Origin of the sequence: Actinomyces bovis, assembly GCF_900444995.1 — a bacterium.
GTDB lineage: Bacteria > Actinomycetota > Actinomycetes > Actinomycetales > Actinomycetaceae > Actinomyces > Actinomyces bovis.
Map to the genome: position 1 here is coordinate 94,925 of NZ_UAPQ01000001.1, position 17,714 is coordinate 112,638.

Genomic DNA, 17,714 nt, shown 5'->3' on the forward strand with positions numbered 1-17,714 from the left:
GCATGCGGATCATCATTGCGGGGGCAGGCTCAGTGGGCCGTTCCATCGCCCGAGAACTCATTAGCCACGGTCACGAGGTGACCTTGTTGGACCGCTCCGCAGAGGCCATGCGCATTGCCTCCGTGCCGGAAGCGGACTGGCACCTGGCGGATGCCTGCGACGTAGATACGCTCGAGGAGATCGGTGCGGCGAACTGTGATGTGGTGGTAGCCGCTACTGGCGACGATAAAGCCAATCTGGTGATCTCCCTGTTGGCTAAGACCGAATATGGCGTGCCGCGCACCGTGGCGCGGGTGAACAACCCCAAGAACGAATGGCTCTTTGACGACACCTGGGGGGTGGATGTGGCGGTATCCACTCCACGCATCATGACGGCACTAGTGGAGGAGGCAGTGAGTGTTGGCTCTCTCGTCTCGGTCTTCACCTTCCACCAGTCCGGTGCCTCTATGCACGAACTGACGCTGGCCCCCGACTCACCGGTCATCGGTGAACTGGTGTCTTCAGTGGTGCTGCCACCACACACGGTGATCGCTGCGATCCTGCGCGACTACCGGCCTATCAACCCTGACGAAGACGAGCGTTTTGAGCGTGGCGACGAGATTCTGTTCTTGACTGCTCAGGAGGGTGAGCACCAGCTGGCGGAGATCCCGGCGCTTTTCAGCGCCCAAGACCTGCCAGTGGCTGCGGGCGCCCCAGCCAGTGCTGGGCCAGCCAGTACCGGGCAGGTCAGCGTTGGGCAGGCTCCGGCGCAGGCCTGATAACCAACCACACAAACCACAGGGTCAGGGCGAAAAGCGGCACCCCTAAAGCCAGCCGAGCAAGGCCTAGGGCACCCAAGGCCTTATCTCCAGCCAAGTAGAGCGGCACCTCCACCACCAGCCGCAGTGCAAACATGGCGGCGAGGATCGCGGTGCCCAGGTAGTAGCGGCGGCGCTCGCCGCGCTGTGCTGGCTCCTGACGCCAAGTGAACCAGGGCGTTGGCTGAGCTGTTGTCTGGCCCTGTGCCGTCGCAGTGGTGTCGTCCGCAGTCTCAGCGGCGACAGCGTCGGCCTGCGCCTGCTCGCCATCGTCTGCATCCTCAGAAGCTCCGGCGAGTTCACCTGAGGCGCGGTGCCACAGCTCCATGAGCACACCCACCAGTGGGAAACCCAACAGGAGTGACAGCAGGCAGGCGCTGAGCCAACCGGCGTTGATGATCAAGCCGGTGGCGTAGAAATTGGAGGCTTCACCACTGCGCCAGGCCCATAGGGCGGATAGGCCCGCCAGGGCGGCTCCGCCGAGCACCTGGGTCAGGCCTTGGCGCTGCAGCAGGCGCACAACCATGGCGATGGCGCTAAGCGCGAGTGAAGCCACCAGCGCAGGTACCAGCGCCTTAGGCTGCACCGCCAGGACCAAGATAAAAACCAGGGTCGGAGCCATAGACTCCACGACCCCGCGCCAGCCCCCTACAGCAGCACTGGCATCAAAGCGTTCGGAGTCAATCGCACTCAGACCGGTACGGTTCGCTGCGGCCAGATTCTGCTCGGTTGGACTCATTGACCTGGCCCTAAGAGTTCGTAGCTCGGGTTGTAGATGATGGGGCGGGACCGGCCTGCGGTCACCATGCCTTCAGCCACCAGGTGCGCGCCGGGAGCTACCCCCGCAATATTGCGCCGCCCTAGCCAGATGAGGTCTACGGCGCCGGTGCCGTCGTAGAGCCGAGCCACCAGCACTGGTTTGGCGGAGGCCGGGCGGTGCGTAACCGCCTGCAATACTCCGGATACGCGGGCCCGACTCCTGGCCTGCACCTGATCCAGGTGCACCGTGCCGCGGCGCAGCGCATCCGCTGCCTCGCTGCGCGCGGTCAGGTCCTCACGGCTGGGACTTAGCCCCTTCAGTAACGCACCTAAGCGGGACAGGAGGCTCATCGCACCTCGGCGATGGTCGGGCCGGGGGCCAGCGGGTCCAATCCGGGCAGGTCCTCAGCTTCTGGGCCAGGCGCCTGCCCCGGGGGGTGAATCGGCAGCGCTTCACGCGGGGGTCGCGGCACGTCGTCGCGGTGTACCACGATTCCCGATAGGACCTCTTCGAGGGCTTCAGCCGCTTCCGCGGAGGTGGCCGCTGGCCCCAGGAAGTCTGCGCGCAGCATCCAGCGCGGGCCGTCCCAGCCCACTAGGCGCAGATCGTGGCGGGCTTGCTTGCCAGACTGGTCCACCGCAATTACGACGGTCTTCAGTTCCCTGCCAAAGTTGCCGTCTGCCACGGTGACGTCTCCGCCTTGCTCGGTGATCATGGCGGTGAGTTCTTGACGCACCTCATCCCAGAGGGACTCGGAGCGGGGCGCGGCCATAACTCGCAAGCTCATTAGAGAACCGCCTAGTACCAAGGAAACAGCGGCAATGTCTGCCCCTGGCTGGGCGGCCTCAAAGCGCAGTTGCATGCCGTCTACCACCGGTATGCGCAAGGAGCCCAGGTCGATGCGAGTGACCTCATCTTCTGAGAAGTCACGTGAATCCCAGGGACCTTTAGCGGACTCCTGCTCCGCCGAGTTGCGCTGCTCACCCTGGGGCTCCGTCTGGTCCTTGGCGGACGAGGCCTCGTCCTTGTCACGACGGCGGGAGAACAGTGCCATAGCTGGGCTTCTTTCAGTGTAAACGGCGGTAACCGCCCGGCTTTAACGGGCGCTAGGTAGGCGCGGGCTGGGGTCAGCCGGCGCAGTCGGTGCAGACCGACAGGCCGGTGGCGTCGTCAACGTACGCCAATTGGCTGCGGTGATGCACCAGGAAGCATTCGGAGCAGGTGAACTCATCCTCCAGTTGGGGGACAACGCGCACGGAAAGCTCCTCGCGGGAAAGGTCGGCGCCGGGGAGTTCAAATCCCTCAGCTACCTCGTTCTCGTCCTCCTCAATAGCTGCGGAGGACTGGTCTTTTTGGCGCGCAGTAAGTTCTTCGAGCGAATCGGCCTCAGGCTCGTCGTCGTTCTTGCGCGGGGCGTCGTAGTCGGTCGCCATTGCCTCGTCACTCTCTGTGCTAGATCGTTCTCGGGCGGCACCGTGAACCAGGACACAGTCACGCCCGTCCGATAAGGGCAGCCGGATACTAGCACTTGCTTTCAGGTAGGAGAAGAGGAAGTTCCAGGACCACATTCAGCTTGCATTCAGAGCTTGTCAGGATGCTGGGCTTTTCAAGGCCTAGATGTGGCGTATCTGGGCGCTTTTCAGGCGGGGCACACCGGGAAGCCTCCCCCAAATAACGATCGGTAGGTGGCAGTCTTGCGCTTGAAGGAGGCAATCACATGATTGATCTGGAGCTGCTGGGAGCGAACGGCGACGCCATCGTCATGACTGACCCGGAGGGACAGCGCTACAAGCTCATCATTGATGACGCCCTGCGGGCTGCTGTGCGGCGTGACCGTCCAGCGGCTTTGGACTCCCCTAGCACCGCTGAGACGGGCAAGGCACTGACGCCCCGAGAGATTCAAACTCTGCTGCGCTCGGGGGCCACTGCAGAAGAGGTTGCCGCCACTACTGGCCTTTCTATTGAGCATGTGCACCGTTTTGAGGGGCCTGTGCTCGCCGAACGCAACTGGGCGGTGGAGCAGGCGCGCGGTTGCCGCATCGGCTGGGAGAAAGATTCGCCGGTTCTGGGTGAGTTGGTGGTTGATCGCTTAGCCACACGTGGCGTGACCCCGGAGTTACTTGAGTGGGACGCGGTGCGTGATGGCCGCGCTCCTTGGGAGGTCTTATTGACCTTCGTTCAGGGTGCTGAGGAGAAGCAGGCCCGCTGGGTGCTGGACCTGTCTTCGCGCGCGGTAACGGCACTCGACGACGAAGCTCGTTGGCTGACGGAGGCCGCCAGTGGTTCACGGCGTCCGGCGGTGTTCGACCAGGACTCTCGGGCCCGTGGAGCTTCTGCACAAAGTGGTCACAGCAATGGGAACAGTGGGAATGGTTTGACTTCCCGCCCGGTGCCACCAGCTTCGCTTATCTCTCCTGCCGAGCCGCCCTCAGTGGAGACGGCGGATGCGGCGCCCAGCACGATTGCGACTGCTTCACGGCGGATTGACAGTTTCCCTCCAGCACGGCCAACGGCCCACCCGGAGTCCACAGACGCCTTATTGGCTGACTTGGCTGCAAGCCGGGGGGTGCGGGCGGAGCCAATGGTTCCGGAAGAGTCCGGGGCAATGCCGGTGCTCAGCGAGCCGGAGGCGACGGCTGCCCAACAAGAGGAGACTACGCAGGCCGCTGAGGTGGTTTCCATCGCGGACCGCCGGCGGGCCCACTCGATTCCTACTACTGGCAATCATCCTGCAGGCACGCGCCGACCCGCCCGCGAGGAGGATGAGACGGTGGCCTCACCGCTGGTTGCTCAGGCCCTGCAGGAGTCTCAGACCAAAGAGACTGAGCAGGTGTTGAGTCAGCAGGAAGAACTTCCCGGTATGGCTCCGGAGCCCACTAAGGCTCCCGCTAAGACCTCAGCGAAGGGAGCTGCGGGTGGGATTGGTGCAGGCAAGTCCAAGCGCCGCAATCGCCGTTCAGTGCCTTCCTGGGATGAGATCGTCTTCGGTGCCAAGCCTGAATAGCCGCTGCGCTAGTTAGGCAATGGTGCGCAGCAGCGGGATCTCCATCTCAGCTGGGGTGAAGGAACCGTGCACTCCCGGCAGAGACATCGCTTGAGCGCTGTGCACCCGACTGTCCACCACTACCCAGTCTTCTGCGAGCGCCACAACGACGTCGCCCACGACCTCTTGGGCGCGCGCCCCTAAGGGCCCCAGCTGCTTAGCGGACTGCGCCTGGGTGCCGATCCACAGCGCCCGCTCCCCCAGCTCACCGCGCCAGCGTTCGGCTACGGCGACTGCGGCGTCTTTACTTCCGCCAGGCACGTAAAGGTGCAGGCAGCGGGGTTCTCCAGCCACAGCCGCCACCCCCGCAGCCAGGGTGGGGGTTTTGGCGATGTCTATGCGCCGACTGGGCTTGGTGTCGATCATGCCGTGGTCAGCGGTCAGAAGTATGCGGGTGCCGCGCGGAACCCGGCGTAGGAGCTCGGCCAGCATGCGGTCCAGGCGTTCTAGTTGGGCGAGCCATTCTTGGCTGGTCCAGCCGGATTGGTGACCGGTGTGATCAAGCTCGCCGACGTATAGGTAAACCAGGGGCGTGCCTTGGCGCAAGGCGCGGGCGGCAGCTCCGGCGCGGGACTCCAGGCGGTCTGTGCCGTGGTGGCTAGCTCCGCGCAGCGCAGCTTCTGTGAGTCCGGAGCCAGAAAAGCGGGCAGGACTGACTGCCACGGCTAATGGTGTGGCGGCGCCGTCCTGGTGGCTGCGCGCAGCGCCAGGGGTGATTTGCAGGCCTTCGAAGATGGTCGGCACGTCTTGCCAGCTGCGCGGGTCCAGGGTGGTGTGTTCCCAGGAGATTAGGCCAAGTAACTGGCCTGGGTGCGGCGCACTTTGTTCGGTGAGTTGGTTTCGCTTGCCGGGGTGAAGGACGGCGTACCCAACCATGCCAGTCATGCCAGGCAGGGCGCCGGTGCCTAGGGTGGTGATGGCTGCGGCGGTGGTTGAGGGCCGGCAGGTCTGGGCTGTGGGTCCGGGTTGCCCGCTGCGTTCCGCGTTTTCAGCTTCGTTTAGGAGCCGGCGCAGAGTGGGGGCGTGTCCGCGCCGCTCACGCAGCTGAGCTAGGCCCAGGCCGTCAACTAGGACCAGCACCGCGCCGGGGACGGCCTCAGTGTCCGGCAGGAGGCCTAGAGCGCTGGCGCCTCTGGTGGCTTCAGCGTGGGTGAGCGGGCTGGCACCGGTGAGCGGGTCTGGGGTGGGCTCGGCTAGTTGTAGTCCGGCGGCGACAGCGGTGATCCCAAGCAGTTCACGCAGCTGTGGCGCAGCCTCAACTTGCTTCACAATCGAGCCCCGCAGGCCTGGGCGGTGGCGTGGGAAAGCGCGCTGGCAAAGGCCTCCGCCTTGGCTAGGGCGTCGATGCCCTCCACGCCCGCAGCCACGCGCATGACAATGTCATCTGGAACCGAGACGCCGCTCAGACCGTGGTTGGCTTGGCAATTGGGGTCACCGCAGCTGACTGGCTCTAGGTCCAGGCGGCGCACTGCACCCCAGCCTGCTGCGATGGTCATCTCCGTGAGCTGGCCGCCGTTATTGTTGGCGTCACGCATGGCCCGGCTGATGGAAACCGAGTAGATGCGGGAGATGGAGACGGCTTCACTGGTCGCAACCGCCCCGAGCTGGCCGTTCTCCCCGGGGGCGTCGTCAACGTGAACGATCAGGAGCCGGGTGTCAGTCAGCGCCAGGGCGGTGAGGTGACGATGAACGGCGTCTTGGATAGTGGTTTCTGACTGGACCAGGCTGGCCTTGACAGCCTCTCCTGCGAGCACCATTTCCAAGGTGTCCAGGACCAAATCGGGGTAAAAGCCAGCATGCCGTACTTCTTGAGCCAGCGCCTCCCAGGCCAAAGAGCCCGCTTGCGAGCCAGGCGTGCCTGCCCGGTCCTCTTCTGCCGCGGCTTTAGCGGCCTCCGCTGTATCTCCCTGACCTATTGCTTTCACCATGCGGACATTGTGCCACCGAGCACCGACACGCTCCGCGACCACCTACCCCGCCAAGCGCTAGGACTACGACCGGGCGCTAGCGTCAGCAACTGAGCCGCGACTGTGACCAGCGCGCCCTTGGCTCAAGAGTGTCGCTGCCCGCCGCCCCGCCGCAAACTACGAGAATGCCCCCATGTCGCCAAAGGCCACGACCGCCACCCCGCCGCCAATTGACGGTGAGATCGTCGAGCAGGATCTCTCCACGGAGATGCGGAGCAGCTACCTCGAGTACGCCTACTCCGTCATCTATGCGCGCGCCCTGCCAGACGCTCGTGACGGCCTTAAACCCGTCCAGCGGCGCATCCTCTTCCAGATGGATCGCATGGGCCTGCGCCCAGACCGCCCACATGTGAAGTCCTCCCGGGTGGTTGGGGACGTGATGGGGCGCTTGCACCCCCACGGCGACGTCGCTATCTATGAGGCCCTGGTGCGCCTAGCGCAGCCCTTTACCCTGCGCCTGCCGTTGGTGGACGGGCACGGCAACTTCGGCTCCCTGGACGATGGTCCCGCTGCCTCGCGTTACACCGAGGCGCGCCTGGCTGCCCCTGCCCTGGCCCTTACCGCTGACATCGACGAGGAAACCGTCGACTTCTCCCCCAACTACGACTACACGCTTACCGAGCCAGAGGTTCTGCCCGCTGCTTTCCCAAACCTCCTGGTGAACGGCACCTACGGCATTGCCGTTGGCATGGCCACCAATATGCCACCCCACAATTTGGTGGAGGTGGTGGCGGCTGCCCGGCATTTGATTTCCCATCCGCAGGCCACCCTTGATGACCTGATGGCCTTTGTGCCCGGCCCGGATTTGCCCACTGGCGGCATGATCGTGGGACTCGACGGCGTGCGCGAGGCTTACCGGAGTGGCCGCGGTCTCTTCAAGACCCGTGCTACTGCCCGCATCGAGAACGTCACTGCCCGCAAGAAAGGCATCGTCGTCACTGAGTTGCCCTATTTGGTGGGCCCGGAAAAGGTAATCGCCAAGATCAAGGAAGCTGTCTCCTCCAAGAAGCTTCAGGGCATCACCGACGTCGCTGACCTCACCGACCGCAAGCACGGCACCCGCCTGGTCATCGGGGTTAAGAACGGTTACAACCCTGAGGCCGTATTGGCCCAGCTCTACAAGCACACGCCGCTGGAAGATTCCTTCGGCATCAACAATGTGTGCCTGGTGGATGGTCGCCCCTCCACACTGGGCTTGCGCGAACTGCTAGACGTGTTTGTCCGCCACCGCCTGACCGTAGTGGAACGCCGTACCCGCTTCCGCCTAGGCAAGCGCAAGGAACGCCAGCACCTAGTGGCAGGCTTGTTGGTGGCCATCCTCAATATTGACGAGGTTATCCAGCTGATCCGTTCCTCTGAAGACGCGGCGACTGCCCGCACCCGCCTCATGCAGGTCTTTGACCTAACTGAGCCGCAGGCCACCTACATTCTGGAACTGCAGCTGCGGCGCCTGACCAAGTTCTCGGTGATTGAACTAGAGCAGGAGCACGAGGAACTGGCCAAGGAAATCGCTGAGCTAGAAGCGATCTTGTCTGACGACACCCTGCTGCGCCGTGTGGTCTCTGGTGAGCTGGCTGAAGTGGCAGAGCGTTTTGGCACGCCGCGCCGCACAGTGCTGCTGGAAGCGCCCGGGGCTGGTGCCGGGGCGCTGGCCGGTGGTTTAGGGGCGCCTGCCGGGGCTGGTGCGGGTGCCTCACTGGCGGCTCAGCAAGCGGCGATGACGGCGATGGCTAGGGCCAAGGACGTGCCCTTAACCATCCCGGATGACCCCTGCCGGGTAATGCTGTCGGCCACTGGACTGCTGGCACGCACGCTTGGGGCTGAGCCGGTGGCGCGCACGGGCGCACGGCAGTCACATGACGCCCTGGTCAGCCAGGTGCCCACCACCGCACGCGGGCAGGTGGGCGCAGTTACCGACGGCGGGCGCCTGATGCGCTTGGACGTGGTGCAGGTGCCGGAGGTGCCGCGTCTGGAGGGCGCACCTTCCTTGGCTGGCGGCACGCCTGTGGGACTGCTGGTGGACCTGGCACCTGGGGAAAAGGTTGTGGGAATCGTGCCAATCGGTGATGACGCCACCACACCAGTGACCCTGGCCACCAAGCAAGGCGTCATCAAACGGGTTAAGCCCGGGGATGAGCCCGCCCGCGGTGACTCTTGGGAGGTCATCTCCCTGGCCGAGGGTGACCGGGTGATCTTTGCCAGCATTTCCAATGACACTGACATTCTGGCGCTGGTAACTAGCGACGCTCAGTTGCTGCGCTTTGAGGCCGCTAAAGTCCGCCCTCAGGGGCGGGCAGCCGGCGGCATGGCGGGGATCGCGCTGCATGAGGGGGCGCGCGTGATTGCGGCGGCCAGTGTGCCTGAGGAGTTCTTGGCTGAGGCCGTGGTCGTAACCGTGGCAGCCTCCGAGGGGGCGCTGCCAGGCATGGACTCCGGCTCCGTCAAGGTCAGCCCCTTGGACCGCTATCCCGCTAAAGGCCGGGCTACCGGTGGTGTGCGAGCGCAGCGCTTCTTGCGGGGTGAGGACGAATTGGTGCTGGCTTGGGTGGGCGTCGGGCCAGCCCGTGCGGTGGGTGCGGGTGGCCAAGGTGTGGAGCTACCTGCTGTAGATGAGCGCCGGGACGGCTCCGGTACACCGCTGAGCGCACCGGTGGCCGCCATCGGCTGATCTGGCCGCCATCTAGGTCCCTGGCCGATTGGTCGGGCAAAGCAGGGGTTTTTGACCCGCGGGCTCGCTACTCTCGGCCTATGCCTTCCCTGCTGCTTCGCCACGTCCGGCCCCTGCAATTCAGGACCCGCACTGAGCTGGGGCGCCTGCGTGCCGCCGGGGCCGTGCCCGCGTCGGCGCACCCCAGCACCACCGAGCTAGGCCGGAACCCTGTTGACCTGCGGATCGTAAACGGTGTGGTCACTGAGCTAGGCCCCCACCTGGAGCATCGCGGAGAGGCTCTGCTTGACGCCGAGGGGGCGTTGGTGATCCCCGGGCTCTGGGATGCGCATGCGCATCTGGATCTGGAGGCCGCCCGCAGGGCACGCCTTGACACCACCGCCACCCGCTGCGCAGAGGAGGCCCTGCAGCTAGTCGCCCAGGCTATGGCCGCTTTACCGCCGCAAGCAGCTCTCCCGACGGTGCAAGGCTTCGGACACCGGCTGGCAAACTGGCCGCGCGTGCCCACTGTAGCCGAGCTCGATGCGGTAACCGGCGAGGTCCCCACGGTGCTGATCTCTGGAGATGTGCACTCCGGCTGGTTGAACTCAGCCGCCCTAAGGCTCCTGGGGCTGCCGACCGCCACGGTGCAGGACCCGGGGGCGCCCATGCGCGAGGACCCCTGGTTTGCGGTACTCGACCGGCTGGATGAGATACCCGGCACCCGGCAGCTGCGTGAATCCGGCTATGCCCGCCTGCTCCCTGACCTGCTCGCGCGTGGCCTCACTGGCGTAACCGATATGGCCTGGTCAGACGGTCCAGAGGACTGGCCTCGGCGCCTGGAGTCCATGCAGGCCCAGGGCACCCGGCCCGCTGTCCTGCCACGGATCAGGGTGGCGGTCTACCGGGACAAGCTGGAACGCTGGATCACCTCAGGATTGCGCACCGGAGACACTCTGCCTGGCTCTCCCGCCCAGGGGATTATCACGCAGGGGCCGCTTAAAGTAATCGCCGACGGCTCCATGGGGACAGCCAGCGCCCATATGTGTGAGCCCTACCCGGCGGCCCTGGGCACAGACCATCCCTACGGCGTAGTCAATATCAGCAGGGATGAACTTACTGAGCTTATGCAGCACGCCCACCAGGCTGGCTATGAGGCCGCGATCCACGCCATCGGGGATGCAGCTGTGGAGGATGTTGCGGCAGCATTTGCTGCCTCAGGAGCTAAAGGACGTCTGGAACACGCCCAACTGCTTCCCCGCGATTCCCAGCGCCCCGGCTCAGCCCTATCCACCCTGGTGTCTTGTGGTGTTGAGCTGTCGGTACAGCCCGCCCATCTCATCGACGATTGGCAGGCCGTCGGTCGGGTGTGGCCGGGGCTGGAGCAGCGCACCTACGCCTTCGCCGATATGCTCCGCGGCGGCGCCCTGCTGGCCTTGGGCTCAGACGCCCCGGTAGCCCCCTTGGACCCGTGGCTGGCTATGTCAGCTGCAGTAGGACGGTCCACACCCGACGGGCAGGTGTGGTCCCTCGACCAGCGGTTAACTCCCGAGGAGGCGCTGGCAGCTTCGGTGAATGGAGCTGGCCCGGTGGGGGTGGGTTCTGGCAGCGATCTGGTGTTGCTAAACACTGATCCGCTGGGGCTGGAGGCTCCAGAGCTGGCGCAGTTGCGCCCGGCAGCGACCATCGTTGCCGGTGAGGTGGCCTACCTGTCCTGAACCGCCTCTGTATGCGTGCGGCTCACACGTCCATGCCGTAGAGGATGGTTCCACGAGTGGGTAGGTATCCCAGTTCCTCGTAGAGACTGACGGCACCGGTGGGATTGTCTGAGTCGACGCCGGCCGCCGCGTAGTCCATGCCGTCTGCTGCATAAGCGTGCATGGCTGCGGCTAGCAGTGCCCGCCCCACGTCACGCCCACGGTACTCAGCCAGCACCCCGAGCATATCCGTGTAGCCTTCGCGCCAGCCCAAGGCCTCCCAGTCCTGCTCGAAGCGCGCCGAACGCAGGTATCCGGCCACGCGGGCCCGATCGCCGGAGCGGTCCATCACCACAAAGCACCAGCTGGGCTCAACATGTGTGCGTCCTGCCGCCCACTCTTCTGGACTGAGCCCCACAGCTCCCCCGGCCTCTCCCTGAGTCTCAAGGGTGGCCAGGTTGTGCGCCCGCAAGACGGCGTCGTCAATCTCTTCGGTCCAGGGCTCTACCGATAGGAAGGCGCCTAGCCTGGCCTCGGGCACGCCCTGGCTCAATGGCCGCCGCAGTTCCTGGTACCAGCGCAGCGGCCGCAATCCCAGGGACGCCAGGTGTTCCTTCATGCGCTCGTCGTCAGCCAACACGGTGGTAACCACGTGTGCGGGCACCTGTGCGCCGTCCCCATCAGCCTGGGCGGCACGCTCAATGCCGATCAGGTGGCGCGCCCGCTCAGCCTGCCAGCGCAGTAGTGCCCCACCAATGCCGCGCTCGCGCCACTCGGGATCAACCACCCCGGTCATAGAGGCGTAGACCTCGCCTGCCGGGCGCAGCCGCACTAGGCCAAAGCCGCGCATCACGCCGTCGGCATCGCGCCCAGCCACCCCGGAGTAAGTCGGGTCGATGAAGTACTCGGCTGTCTCAGCCTCACTGGTGCGGTAGGGCGGGTTATCCACGGCCTCGGCTCGGGCAATCAGCGCCGCCAACTCCGGGTTGTCTTGCATAGATAGCGGCGACCAGTGCAGCAGGCTGGGCAAGGCGGAACGCGGTCCGGGGCGGAGCATGGACCAGATTCCGGTCCGGGCGTGGTGTTCAGAGCCGTAGAAGGGCGCCATCAGGCATCAATCCGTTCGCGGTCAATCTTTTCCGCGCCCTCCACGATGAAGGCGCGGCGTGGCTCTACGGCGGAGCCCATGAGCAGTTCAAAGACGTTCTCGGCCTCCGCGAGCATAGCTTCGTCAGCCAGGGTGATGCGCCGCAGGGTGCGGTGCTCAGGTTCCATGGTGGTCTCTGCAAGCTGGTGGGCATCCATCTCACCCAGGCCCTTGTAGCGCTGCGGCTCTTTGAAGCTCCGCCCTTGCTTTTCCAGACGACGCAGCGTGCGTACCAGCTCATCGTCAGAGTAGGTGTAGATGATCTCTTTCTTGCGACGTCCCTGGGCACTCACTTCCACGCGGTGCAGCGGTGGGACAGCGGCGTAGACGCGCCCGGCTTCGATCAAGGGACGCATGTAGCGGAAGAAGAGGGTGAGCAGCAGGGTGCGGATGTGGGCGCCGTCCACGTCCGCGTCGGTCATTAGGATTACTTTGCCGTAGCGGGCCTGCGCCAGGTCAAAGGTGCGCCCAGAGCCGGCTCCCACCACCTGGATGATTGCGGAGCACTCGGCGTTGTGCAGCATGTCCGCTTGGGAGGCCTTCTGCACATTGAGGATCTTGCCGCGGATGGGCAGTAGCGCCTGGAACTCGGAGTTGCGGGCGTTCTTGGCGGTGCCGAGCGCCGAGTCACCCTCCACGATGAACAGTTCTGAGGCGGCGACGTCGTCACTGCGGCAGTCGGCCAGCTTGGCAGGCAGGGTGGAGGTCTCCAGGGCGGTTTTGCGGCGGGTGATCTCCTTGTGCATGCGTGCGCTCACCCGTGCCCGCATCTCCCCCACGATCTTTTCCTGCAGGGCCCGGGACTGGGTCTTAAGGTCGCGCTTTGACGAGGTGAGCAGCGCCGTCAGCTCGGACTCCACCACCTTGGCCACGATATTGCGCACCGGGGCGGTGCCTAGGACCTCTTTGGTCTGCCCCTCGAACTGTGGCTCGGGCACACGCACGGTGACGACGGCGGTCATGCCGGCCAGGATGTCGTCCTTCTCAATTTTGCCGTCGCGGGCGGTGACTTTGAGGGCGCGAGCGTTGTTGTCGATTTGCTTGCGCAGCACCTTGGTGAGGGCTTGTTCGAAGCCGGTCAGGTGGGTGCCGCCCATGGGAGTGGCAATGATGTTGACGAAGGACCTTTCGGTGGTGTCGTAGCCAATGCCCCAGCGCAGGGCTATGTCCACAGAGCAGGTGCGCTCCACCTCCACAGGGCGTAGATGCCCGCTGCGTTTGTCTAGCTGCTGGACGGTTTCGGTGTACTGGCCTTCGCCGGTGAGGCGGAAGGTGTCGGTGACGGAGGCGTCGGCAGCCAGGAAGTCCACAAAGTCGGCGGTGCCGCCCTTGGCCTGAAACAGCTCGACGCCGTCGTCCATGCCGGTGTCGAATAGGTCTGCGGCGTCCTCGGTGGCGTTCTTAGCGCTGGCACGCAAAGCCGCGTCCTCAGGTGCCTCCTGCCCTACTTTGGCGGCGTGTGACTGAGCGGCGGCGATGGCTTCTGGGGCGCGCTCATCCACCAGGGTGAGCGTCAGTCCTGGCACTAGAAAGGAGGTTTGGCGCAGGCGGGCGCGCAGGGCAGCGGCGTCGTACTGGTCAGGTTTGGGGAAGATTTGGGGGTCGGCCCAGTAGCGCACGCGAGTGCCGGTGAGGCCGCGCTTAACCTTGCCGGTGATCCGCAGTTCGGTGGCTTTGGTGTACTCCGAGAAAGGGGCTGCCAGGCTCGGCCCGGTGGAAGGGTCGGCGAAGACGCCAGGCACGCCACGGCGGAAACTCATGGCGTGGGTTTTGCCGCCGCGGTCAACTTCCACATCCATGCGGGCAGCCAAGGCGTTCACTACGGAGGCACCCACGCCGTGCAGGCCACCGGCAGCCCCGTAGGAGCCGCCGCCGAACTTTCCCCCCGCGTGCAGTTTGGTGTAGACGAGTTCCACACCGGTCAGGCCGCTGGAGGGCTCCACATCCACTGGCACACCACGGCCGTTATCCCGTACTTCAATGGAGCCGTCCGTGTGGACGGTGACCTCGATTTTGGTGGCGTGCCCCTCTAGGGCTTCGTCTACGGCGTTGTCCACGATCTCCCAGACGCAGTGCATGAGGCCGCGTTGGTCGGTTGAGCCGATGTACATGCCGGGGCGTTTGCGCACGGCCTCCAGCCCCTCGAGCACGGATAGGTGCCGGGCGGAGTAGTCGCTGGGGCTGGTTGTCTTCTCGGATGCGGGCACGCCCGGAATCTAGTCGATGGCAGGCCGCAAGCGTCACTGCCGCGCCGCAGGGCAAGGCGGCGCGAGGCGGGCGGGTTGAAGGCACCAGAGCCAATGAAGGCCTGCGAGATGTCCCATCCACCTCCCGATAATGACGAAGTGTCTACAAAATTGCCGGAATTAAATGCTTGTTCTTTTAGTTATGGGCGGCGTCCGCGTCGGATCAGCACTCGCCGATCACCCGAAATGACGCATCCGCAACGGCGGTTCTCCACCGCCCCGATCACGAGGTTCTTTAAAGCCCATGCATGACTCGACCACACCTGCCCAGACCTCCCCGACAGCCCTGCGCACAGGCTCTGACATCGTCACTTCCGCCGCAGCCCGCCGAGCGCTAGCGAGCTCCCGCATCATCGTTGGCGCCTACTTCCTGTGGGCCTTCTTCGACAAGATCTTCGGGCTGGGCTACGTGGTTCCCTCGGAGAAAGCATGGATCCGCGGCGGCACGCCCGCCCAGGGCTTCATCAACAACATCAAGGGGCCTTTCGCCGATGTCTTCTCAGTCTTCGCCAACACTGGCGGTGATGTGTTGTTCATGGCGGCACTTCTGGGCATCGGCACCGCACTGCTCCTGGGCATCGGACTGCGCATCGCCGCGGTAAGTGGCACGCTCCTCATGCTCATGCTCTACCTGGCCGAATTCCCCCTCGTCAACGGAGGTACCAACCCGATCATCGACGACCATTGGCTCTTTGCCGCCATCATGATCACCTCTGCCCTAACTCTTGCAGGCGACACCTGGGGACTGGGTCGCCGCTGGGCAGCCAAGACCGGCGACGGCTGGCTGCGATGAAAAACCTGGCTCAGCCAATCCCCGCATCCACCGAATCAGCATCAACTTCATCCGTCGGTCCAGTGCTCATCTATGACCAAGATTGCTCGATATGTACCGCCTTCGTGCGCCAATTGAGCAGGCGCCTCCGTCCCTCGTCTGGGCTGCGACTAAGTCCTGCGGCTCATTGGGATGGCCCCGGGGCCGAATGGACGGGGCGCTCAGCGGTCTTCTACGACCCGCGCGAAGACGCCTTTTACGTGGAGGAGCAGGCCATCGGGAGGGCGCTTATGCACACAGGCCCCTTGCTCCGGGGACTCGGCAACATCATTATTCACCAGCCCTGCAAGCTCTTAGCTCGGGCGGTGTACCGCGTGATTGCCCGCAACCGGCACAGTCTTGGCTGCCAGGGCAGCTGCACCATCCCTCAATCGCGGGAGCCCACCTCCACTCGGCCCAACCGGTCGGCTGTGGGCGAACGCGCTGTGCCGGGGGCGGAATGATGATTTCGGTGACGGCGGCGAGCAACTGCGCATGGTGTGATCGAGCCATGAACACGACTAGCCCCGCCGTCACCGAGTCGGTGACCACCACGTCCGTGTTGGACTCCCCTACCCCCATCTCCCACACCGAGCGTCCCTTGACCACCGCGGACCGTTGCGACGCCTGTGGCGCGCAGGCCTATCTCCGCGTGGTTCTCGCCTCCGGCGAGCTGCTGTTCTGCGCCCATCATGGACACAAGAACGCTGCCGCCCTGGATCGGGTGGCACTTTTCATTCAAGATGAGTCCGCTCGCTTGACCAAAAGCGAGTGAGCGTGAGTCTGCGCAAGACTGTTGAAAATATGCGCCTAGTGCTCGGTTCAGCCTGAACTACAGCGCGCCTAGACGATTTCGGCGCCTGGCCCTCCAATTGCGGAAGCGGCCAGGCGCCGACGTCGTGAAAGCGGCTTTCAGTCCAGGTAGTCGCGCAGAACCTGACTACGCGAGGGGTGACGCAGCTTGCTCATGGTCTTGGACTCGATCTGGCGGATGCGCTCACGGGTAACCCCATAGACCTTGCCGATCTCATCCAGGGTCTTGGGCTGCCCATCAGTCAAGCCAAAGCGCATGGAGACAACGCCAGCTTCACGCTCAGACAGAGTGTCCAACACTGCATGCAGCTGCTCCTGCAGCAGGGTGAAGGAGACGGCGTCGGCAGGTACCACTGCCTCGGAGTCCTCAATGAGGTCACCGAACTCACTGTCACCATCCTCACCCAGCGGCGTGTGCAGGGAGATGGGCTCACGCCCGTACTTCTGCACCTCAATGACCTTCTCCGGGGTCATGTCTAGCTCAACAGCCAGCTCTTCCGGGGTGGGTTCGCGGCCAAGGTCCTGCAGCATCTGGCGCTGTACGCGGGCCAATTTGTTGATGACCTCAACCATGTGCACGGGAATGCGGATGGTGCGGGCTTGGTCAGCCATGGCACGAGTAATGGCCTGGCGGATCCACCAGGTGGCGTAGGTGGAGAACTTAAAGCCCTTGGTGTAGTCGAACTTCTCTACGGCGCGAATCAAGCCCAAGTTGCCTTCCTGGATCAGATCCAGGAAGAGCATGCCGCGGCCGGTGTAGCGCTTAGCCAGGGAGACAACCAGGCGCAGGTTGGCTTCCAACAGGTGGTTCTTGGCCCGCTGACCGTCCTGCGCCACCCAGTGCAACTCGCGGCGGTAGCGGGCCTCAAGCTCATTACCTTCGGTGCCCAAGAGGTGCTCGGCGTACATGCCGGCTTCAATACGCTTAGCCAGTTCAACCTCTTCAGCGGCGTTGAGCAGCGCAACTTTACCGATCTGTTTGAGGTAGTCCTTGACCGGGTCAGCGGTGGCACCAGCGGTCACTACCTTCTGCGCGGGCTCGTCAGCCTCATCAGAGTCGGAGACGGTGAAGCCGCCGTCCTTGTCCTTTTCGGCGTTCTTGCGGCGCTTACCGCCCCTGCGGGCAGCTTCCTTCTCAGCCTGCTCTCGGCGGATCCGCTCCAGGTCACCGGTCAACGCGGCAATGGAGGGCTCCATCTTGATGCCTTTAATGACCCAACCCCGGAAGACATAACCATTCTCGGTCAGGAAGTCACGGGCCACCATCGGGGCGGAGTCGCCTAGCACGAAGCGAGGCACGGGGCCGTGGCCGTAGGGGGCCAGGACAATGGGCTCCTCCAGGGTGCCGTGACCGGAGATCTCCAGGTTCTCCACCACGGTGCGCGATCGGATGAACAGGGTCGCCCCAGGCGCTAGGCGCACACCCTTGAGGGCCGCTGGAGTGTTAAAAGGCTTGCGCTTGGTGCCGTCACCGTTCTCTTCCAGGGTGACGTCTAGGTAGTAGTCGCGCTTCTCTACCGGCGGCTCCGGCTCTGACTCTTCAGCTTCCTCGTCGTCCTCATCGTCAGAGTCCTCGTCATCGGAGTCCTCATCATCCTCGTCAGAGTCGTCGTCCTCATCGAGGTCATCGTCGTCGAGGTCATCATCGAGGTCGTCGTCATCGTCGTCGAGGTCATCGTCCAGATCGATGTCGTCGTCCTCGCGCTCCTCCTCGGGGATATCGTCCACGGGGGCAGCCTTGCTACGCTTCCGCTGAGCGGTGGAAGAAGCCACGGAGTTCCTTTCA

The 17,714-nt window shown here is 64.4% G+C and carries 16 protein-coding genes; 7 read left to right on the forward strand and 9 right to left on the reverse strand.

Features of this window, described 5'->3' with window-relative positions:
* Nucleotides 1-2: 2 nt before the first annotated feature.
* Nucleotides 3-758 carry a potassium channel family protein gene (locus DR039_RS00415; RefSeq protein WP_111835446.1) on the forward strand — a complete coding sequence of 252 codons (756 nt, stop codon included), beginning with the start codon at nucleotides 3-5 and terminating at the stop codon, nucleotides 756-758.
* On the opposite strand, the gene DR039_RS00420 is transcribed toward DR039_RS00415, so the two are convergent.
* The 4 genes from DR039_RS00420 to DR039_RS00435 form a co-directional block, all read right to left on the reverse strand.
* The gene (locus tag DR039_RS00420) at nucleotides 727-1,536 is read right to left on the reverse strand and encodes a DUF3159 domain-containing protein (protein WP_111835447.1); all 810 of its coding nucleotides are present in this window, start codon (nucleotides 1,534-1,536) and stop codon (nucleotides 727-729) included. The genes DR039_RS00415 and DR039_RS00420 overlap by 32 nt on opposite strands.
* Nucleotides 1,533-1,907, reverse strand: coding sequence for an OB-fold nucleic acid binding domain-containing protein (locus DR039_RS00425; protein WP_111835448.1), 375 nt, complete (start codon nucleotides 1,905-1,907; stop codon nucleotides 1,533-1,535). Before DR039_RS00425 ends, DR039_RS00420 begins: the two co-directional genes overlap by 4 nt.
* On the reverse strand, nucleotides 1,904-2,611 hold the full coding sequence (locus DR039_RS00430) for a DUF3710 domain-containing protein (protein WP_111835449.1): 708 nt from the start codon (nucleotides 2,609-2,611) through the stop codon (nucleotides 1,904-1,906). Before DR039_RS00430 ends, DR039_RS00425 begins: the two co-directional genes overlap by 4 nt.
* A gap of 73 nt (nucleotides 2,612-2,684) precedes the next feature.
* Nucleotides 2,685-2,990 (reverse strand): DUF4193 domain-containing protein, encoded by a 306-nt coding sequence (locus DR039_RS00435; protein ID WP_111835966.1) that lies wholly within the window; start codon nucleotides 2,988-2,990, stop codon nucleotides 2,685-2,687.
* Nucleotides 2,991-3,274: 284 nt separating this feature from the next.
* Here DR039_RS00435 and sepH point away from each other — a divergent pair, with 284 nt between their 5' ends.
* Nucleotides 3,275-4,561: a septation protein SepH gene (sepH, locus tag DR039_RS00440; RefSeq protein WP_111835450.1), complete on the forward strand. Its 1,287-nt coding sequence runs from the start codon at nucleotides 3,275-3,277 to the stop codon at nucleotides 4,559-4,561.
* A 12-nt stretch (nucleotides 4,562-4,573) separates the two neighbouring features.
* Here sepH and DR039_RS00445 read toward each other — a convergent pair whose 3' ends face one another.
* Both DR039_RS00445 and DR039_RS00450 read right to left on the reverse strand, forming a co-directional pair.
* Nucleotides 4,574-5,869, reverse strand: a complete 1,296-nt coding sequence (locus DR039_RS00445) for an alkaline phosphatase family protein (RefSeq protein WP_111835451.1) — start codon at nucleotides 5,867-5,869, stop codon at nucleotides 4,574-4,576.
* Complete coding sequence (locus DR039_RS00450; protein ID WP_229116715.1) at nucleotides 5,866-6,528, reverse strand: DUF5998 family protein; 663 nt, start codon at nucleotides 6,526-6,528, stop codon at nucleotides 5,866-5,868. The genes DR039_RS00445 and DR039_RS00450 overlap by 4 nt, the downstream gene beginning before the upstream one ends.
* Nucleotides 6,529-6,700: 172 nt before the next feature.
* Between DR039_RS00450 and DR039_RS00455 the strand changes: the two genes are divergently transcribed.
* Nucleotides 6,701-9,235, forward strand: a complete 2,535-nt coding sequence (locus DR039_RS00455) for a DNA gyrase/topoisomerase IV subunit A (protein WP_111835452.1) — start codon at nucleotides 6,701-6,703, stop codon at nucleotides 9,233-9,235.
* An 80-nt stretch (nucleotides 9,236-9,315) separates the two neighbouring features.
* The gene (locus DR039_RS00460; RefSeq protein WP_111835453.1) at nucleotides 9,316-10,932 is read left to right on the forward strand and encodes an amidohydrolase; all 1,617 of its coding nucleotides are present in this window, start codon (nucleotides 9,316-9,318) and stop codon (nucleotides 10,930-10,932) included.
* A 22-nt stretch (nucleotides 10,933-10,954) separates the two neighbouring features.
* Here the strand turns inward: DR039_RS00460 and DR039_RS00465 are convergent, their stop codons facing one another.
* Entirely contained in the window at nucleotides 10,955-12,019 is a 1,065-nt protein-coding gene (locus tag DR039_RS00465; protein ID WP_111835454.1) for a GNAT family N-acetyltransferase, read from the reverse strand.
* The gene (locus DR039_RS00470; protein ID WP_111835455.1) at nucleotides 12,019-14,265 is read right to left on the reverse strand and encodes a DNA gyrase/topoisomerase IV subunit B; all 2,247 of its coding nucleotides are present in this window, start codon (nucleotides 14,263-14,265) and stop codon (nucleotides 12,019-12,021) included. Before DR039_RS00470 ends, DR039_RS00465 begins: the two co-directional genes overlap by 1 nt.
* A 283-nt stretch (nucleotides 14,266-14,548) precedes the next feature.
* On the opposite strand from DR039_RS00470, the gene DR039_RS00475 reads away from it, so the two are divergent.
* The 3 genes from DR039_RS00475 to DR039_RS00485 are packed head-to-tail and all read left to right on the forward strand — an operon-like array spanning nucleotide 14,549 to nucleotide 15,890.
* Nucleotides 14,549-15,097, forward strand: coding sequence for a DoxX family protein (locus DR039_RS00475; RefSeq protein WP_111835456.1), 549 nt, complete (start codon nucleotides 14,549-14,551; stop codon nucleotides 15,095-15,097).
* Nucleotides 15,094-15,579 carry a DCC1-like thiol-disulfide oxidoreductase family protein gene (locus DR039_RS11710; RefSeq protein ID WP_111835457.1) on the forward strand — a complete coding sequence of 162 codons (486 nt, stop codon included), beginning with the start codon at nucleotides 15,094-15,096 and terminating at the stop codon, nucleotides 15,577-15,579. Before DR039_RS00475 ends, DR039_RS11710 begins: the two co-directional genes overlap by 4 nt.
* A gap of 47 nt (nucleotides 15,580-15,626) precedes the next feature.
* Nucleotides 15,627-15,890 (forward strand): DUF7455 domain-containing protein, encoded by a 264-nt coding sequence (locus tag DR039_RS00485; protein WP_229116716.1) that lies wholly within the window; start codon nucleotides 15,627-15,629, stop codon nucleotides 15,888-15,890.
* Nucleotides 15,891-16,027: 137 nt separating this feature from the next.
* On the opposite strand, the gene DR039_RS11425 is transcribed toward DR039_RS00485, so the two are convergent.
* Nucleotides 16,028-17,701, reverse strand: coding sequence for an RNA polymerase sigma factor (locus DR039_RS11425; protein ID WP_111835459.1), 1,674 nt, complete (start codon nucleotides 17,699-17,701; stop codon nucleotides 16,028-16,030).
* Nucleotides 17,702-17,714 lie beyond the last annotated feature (13 nt).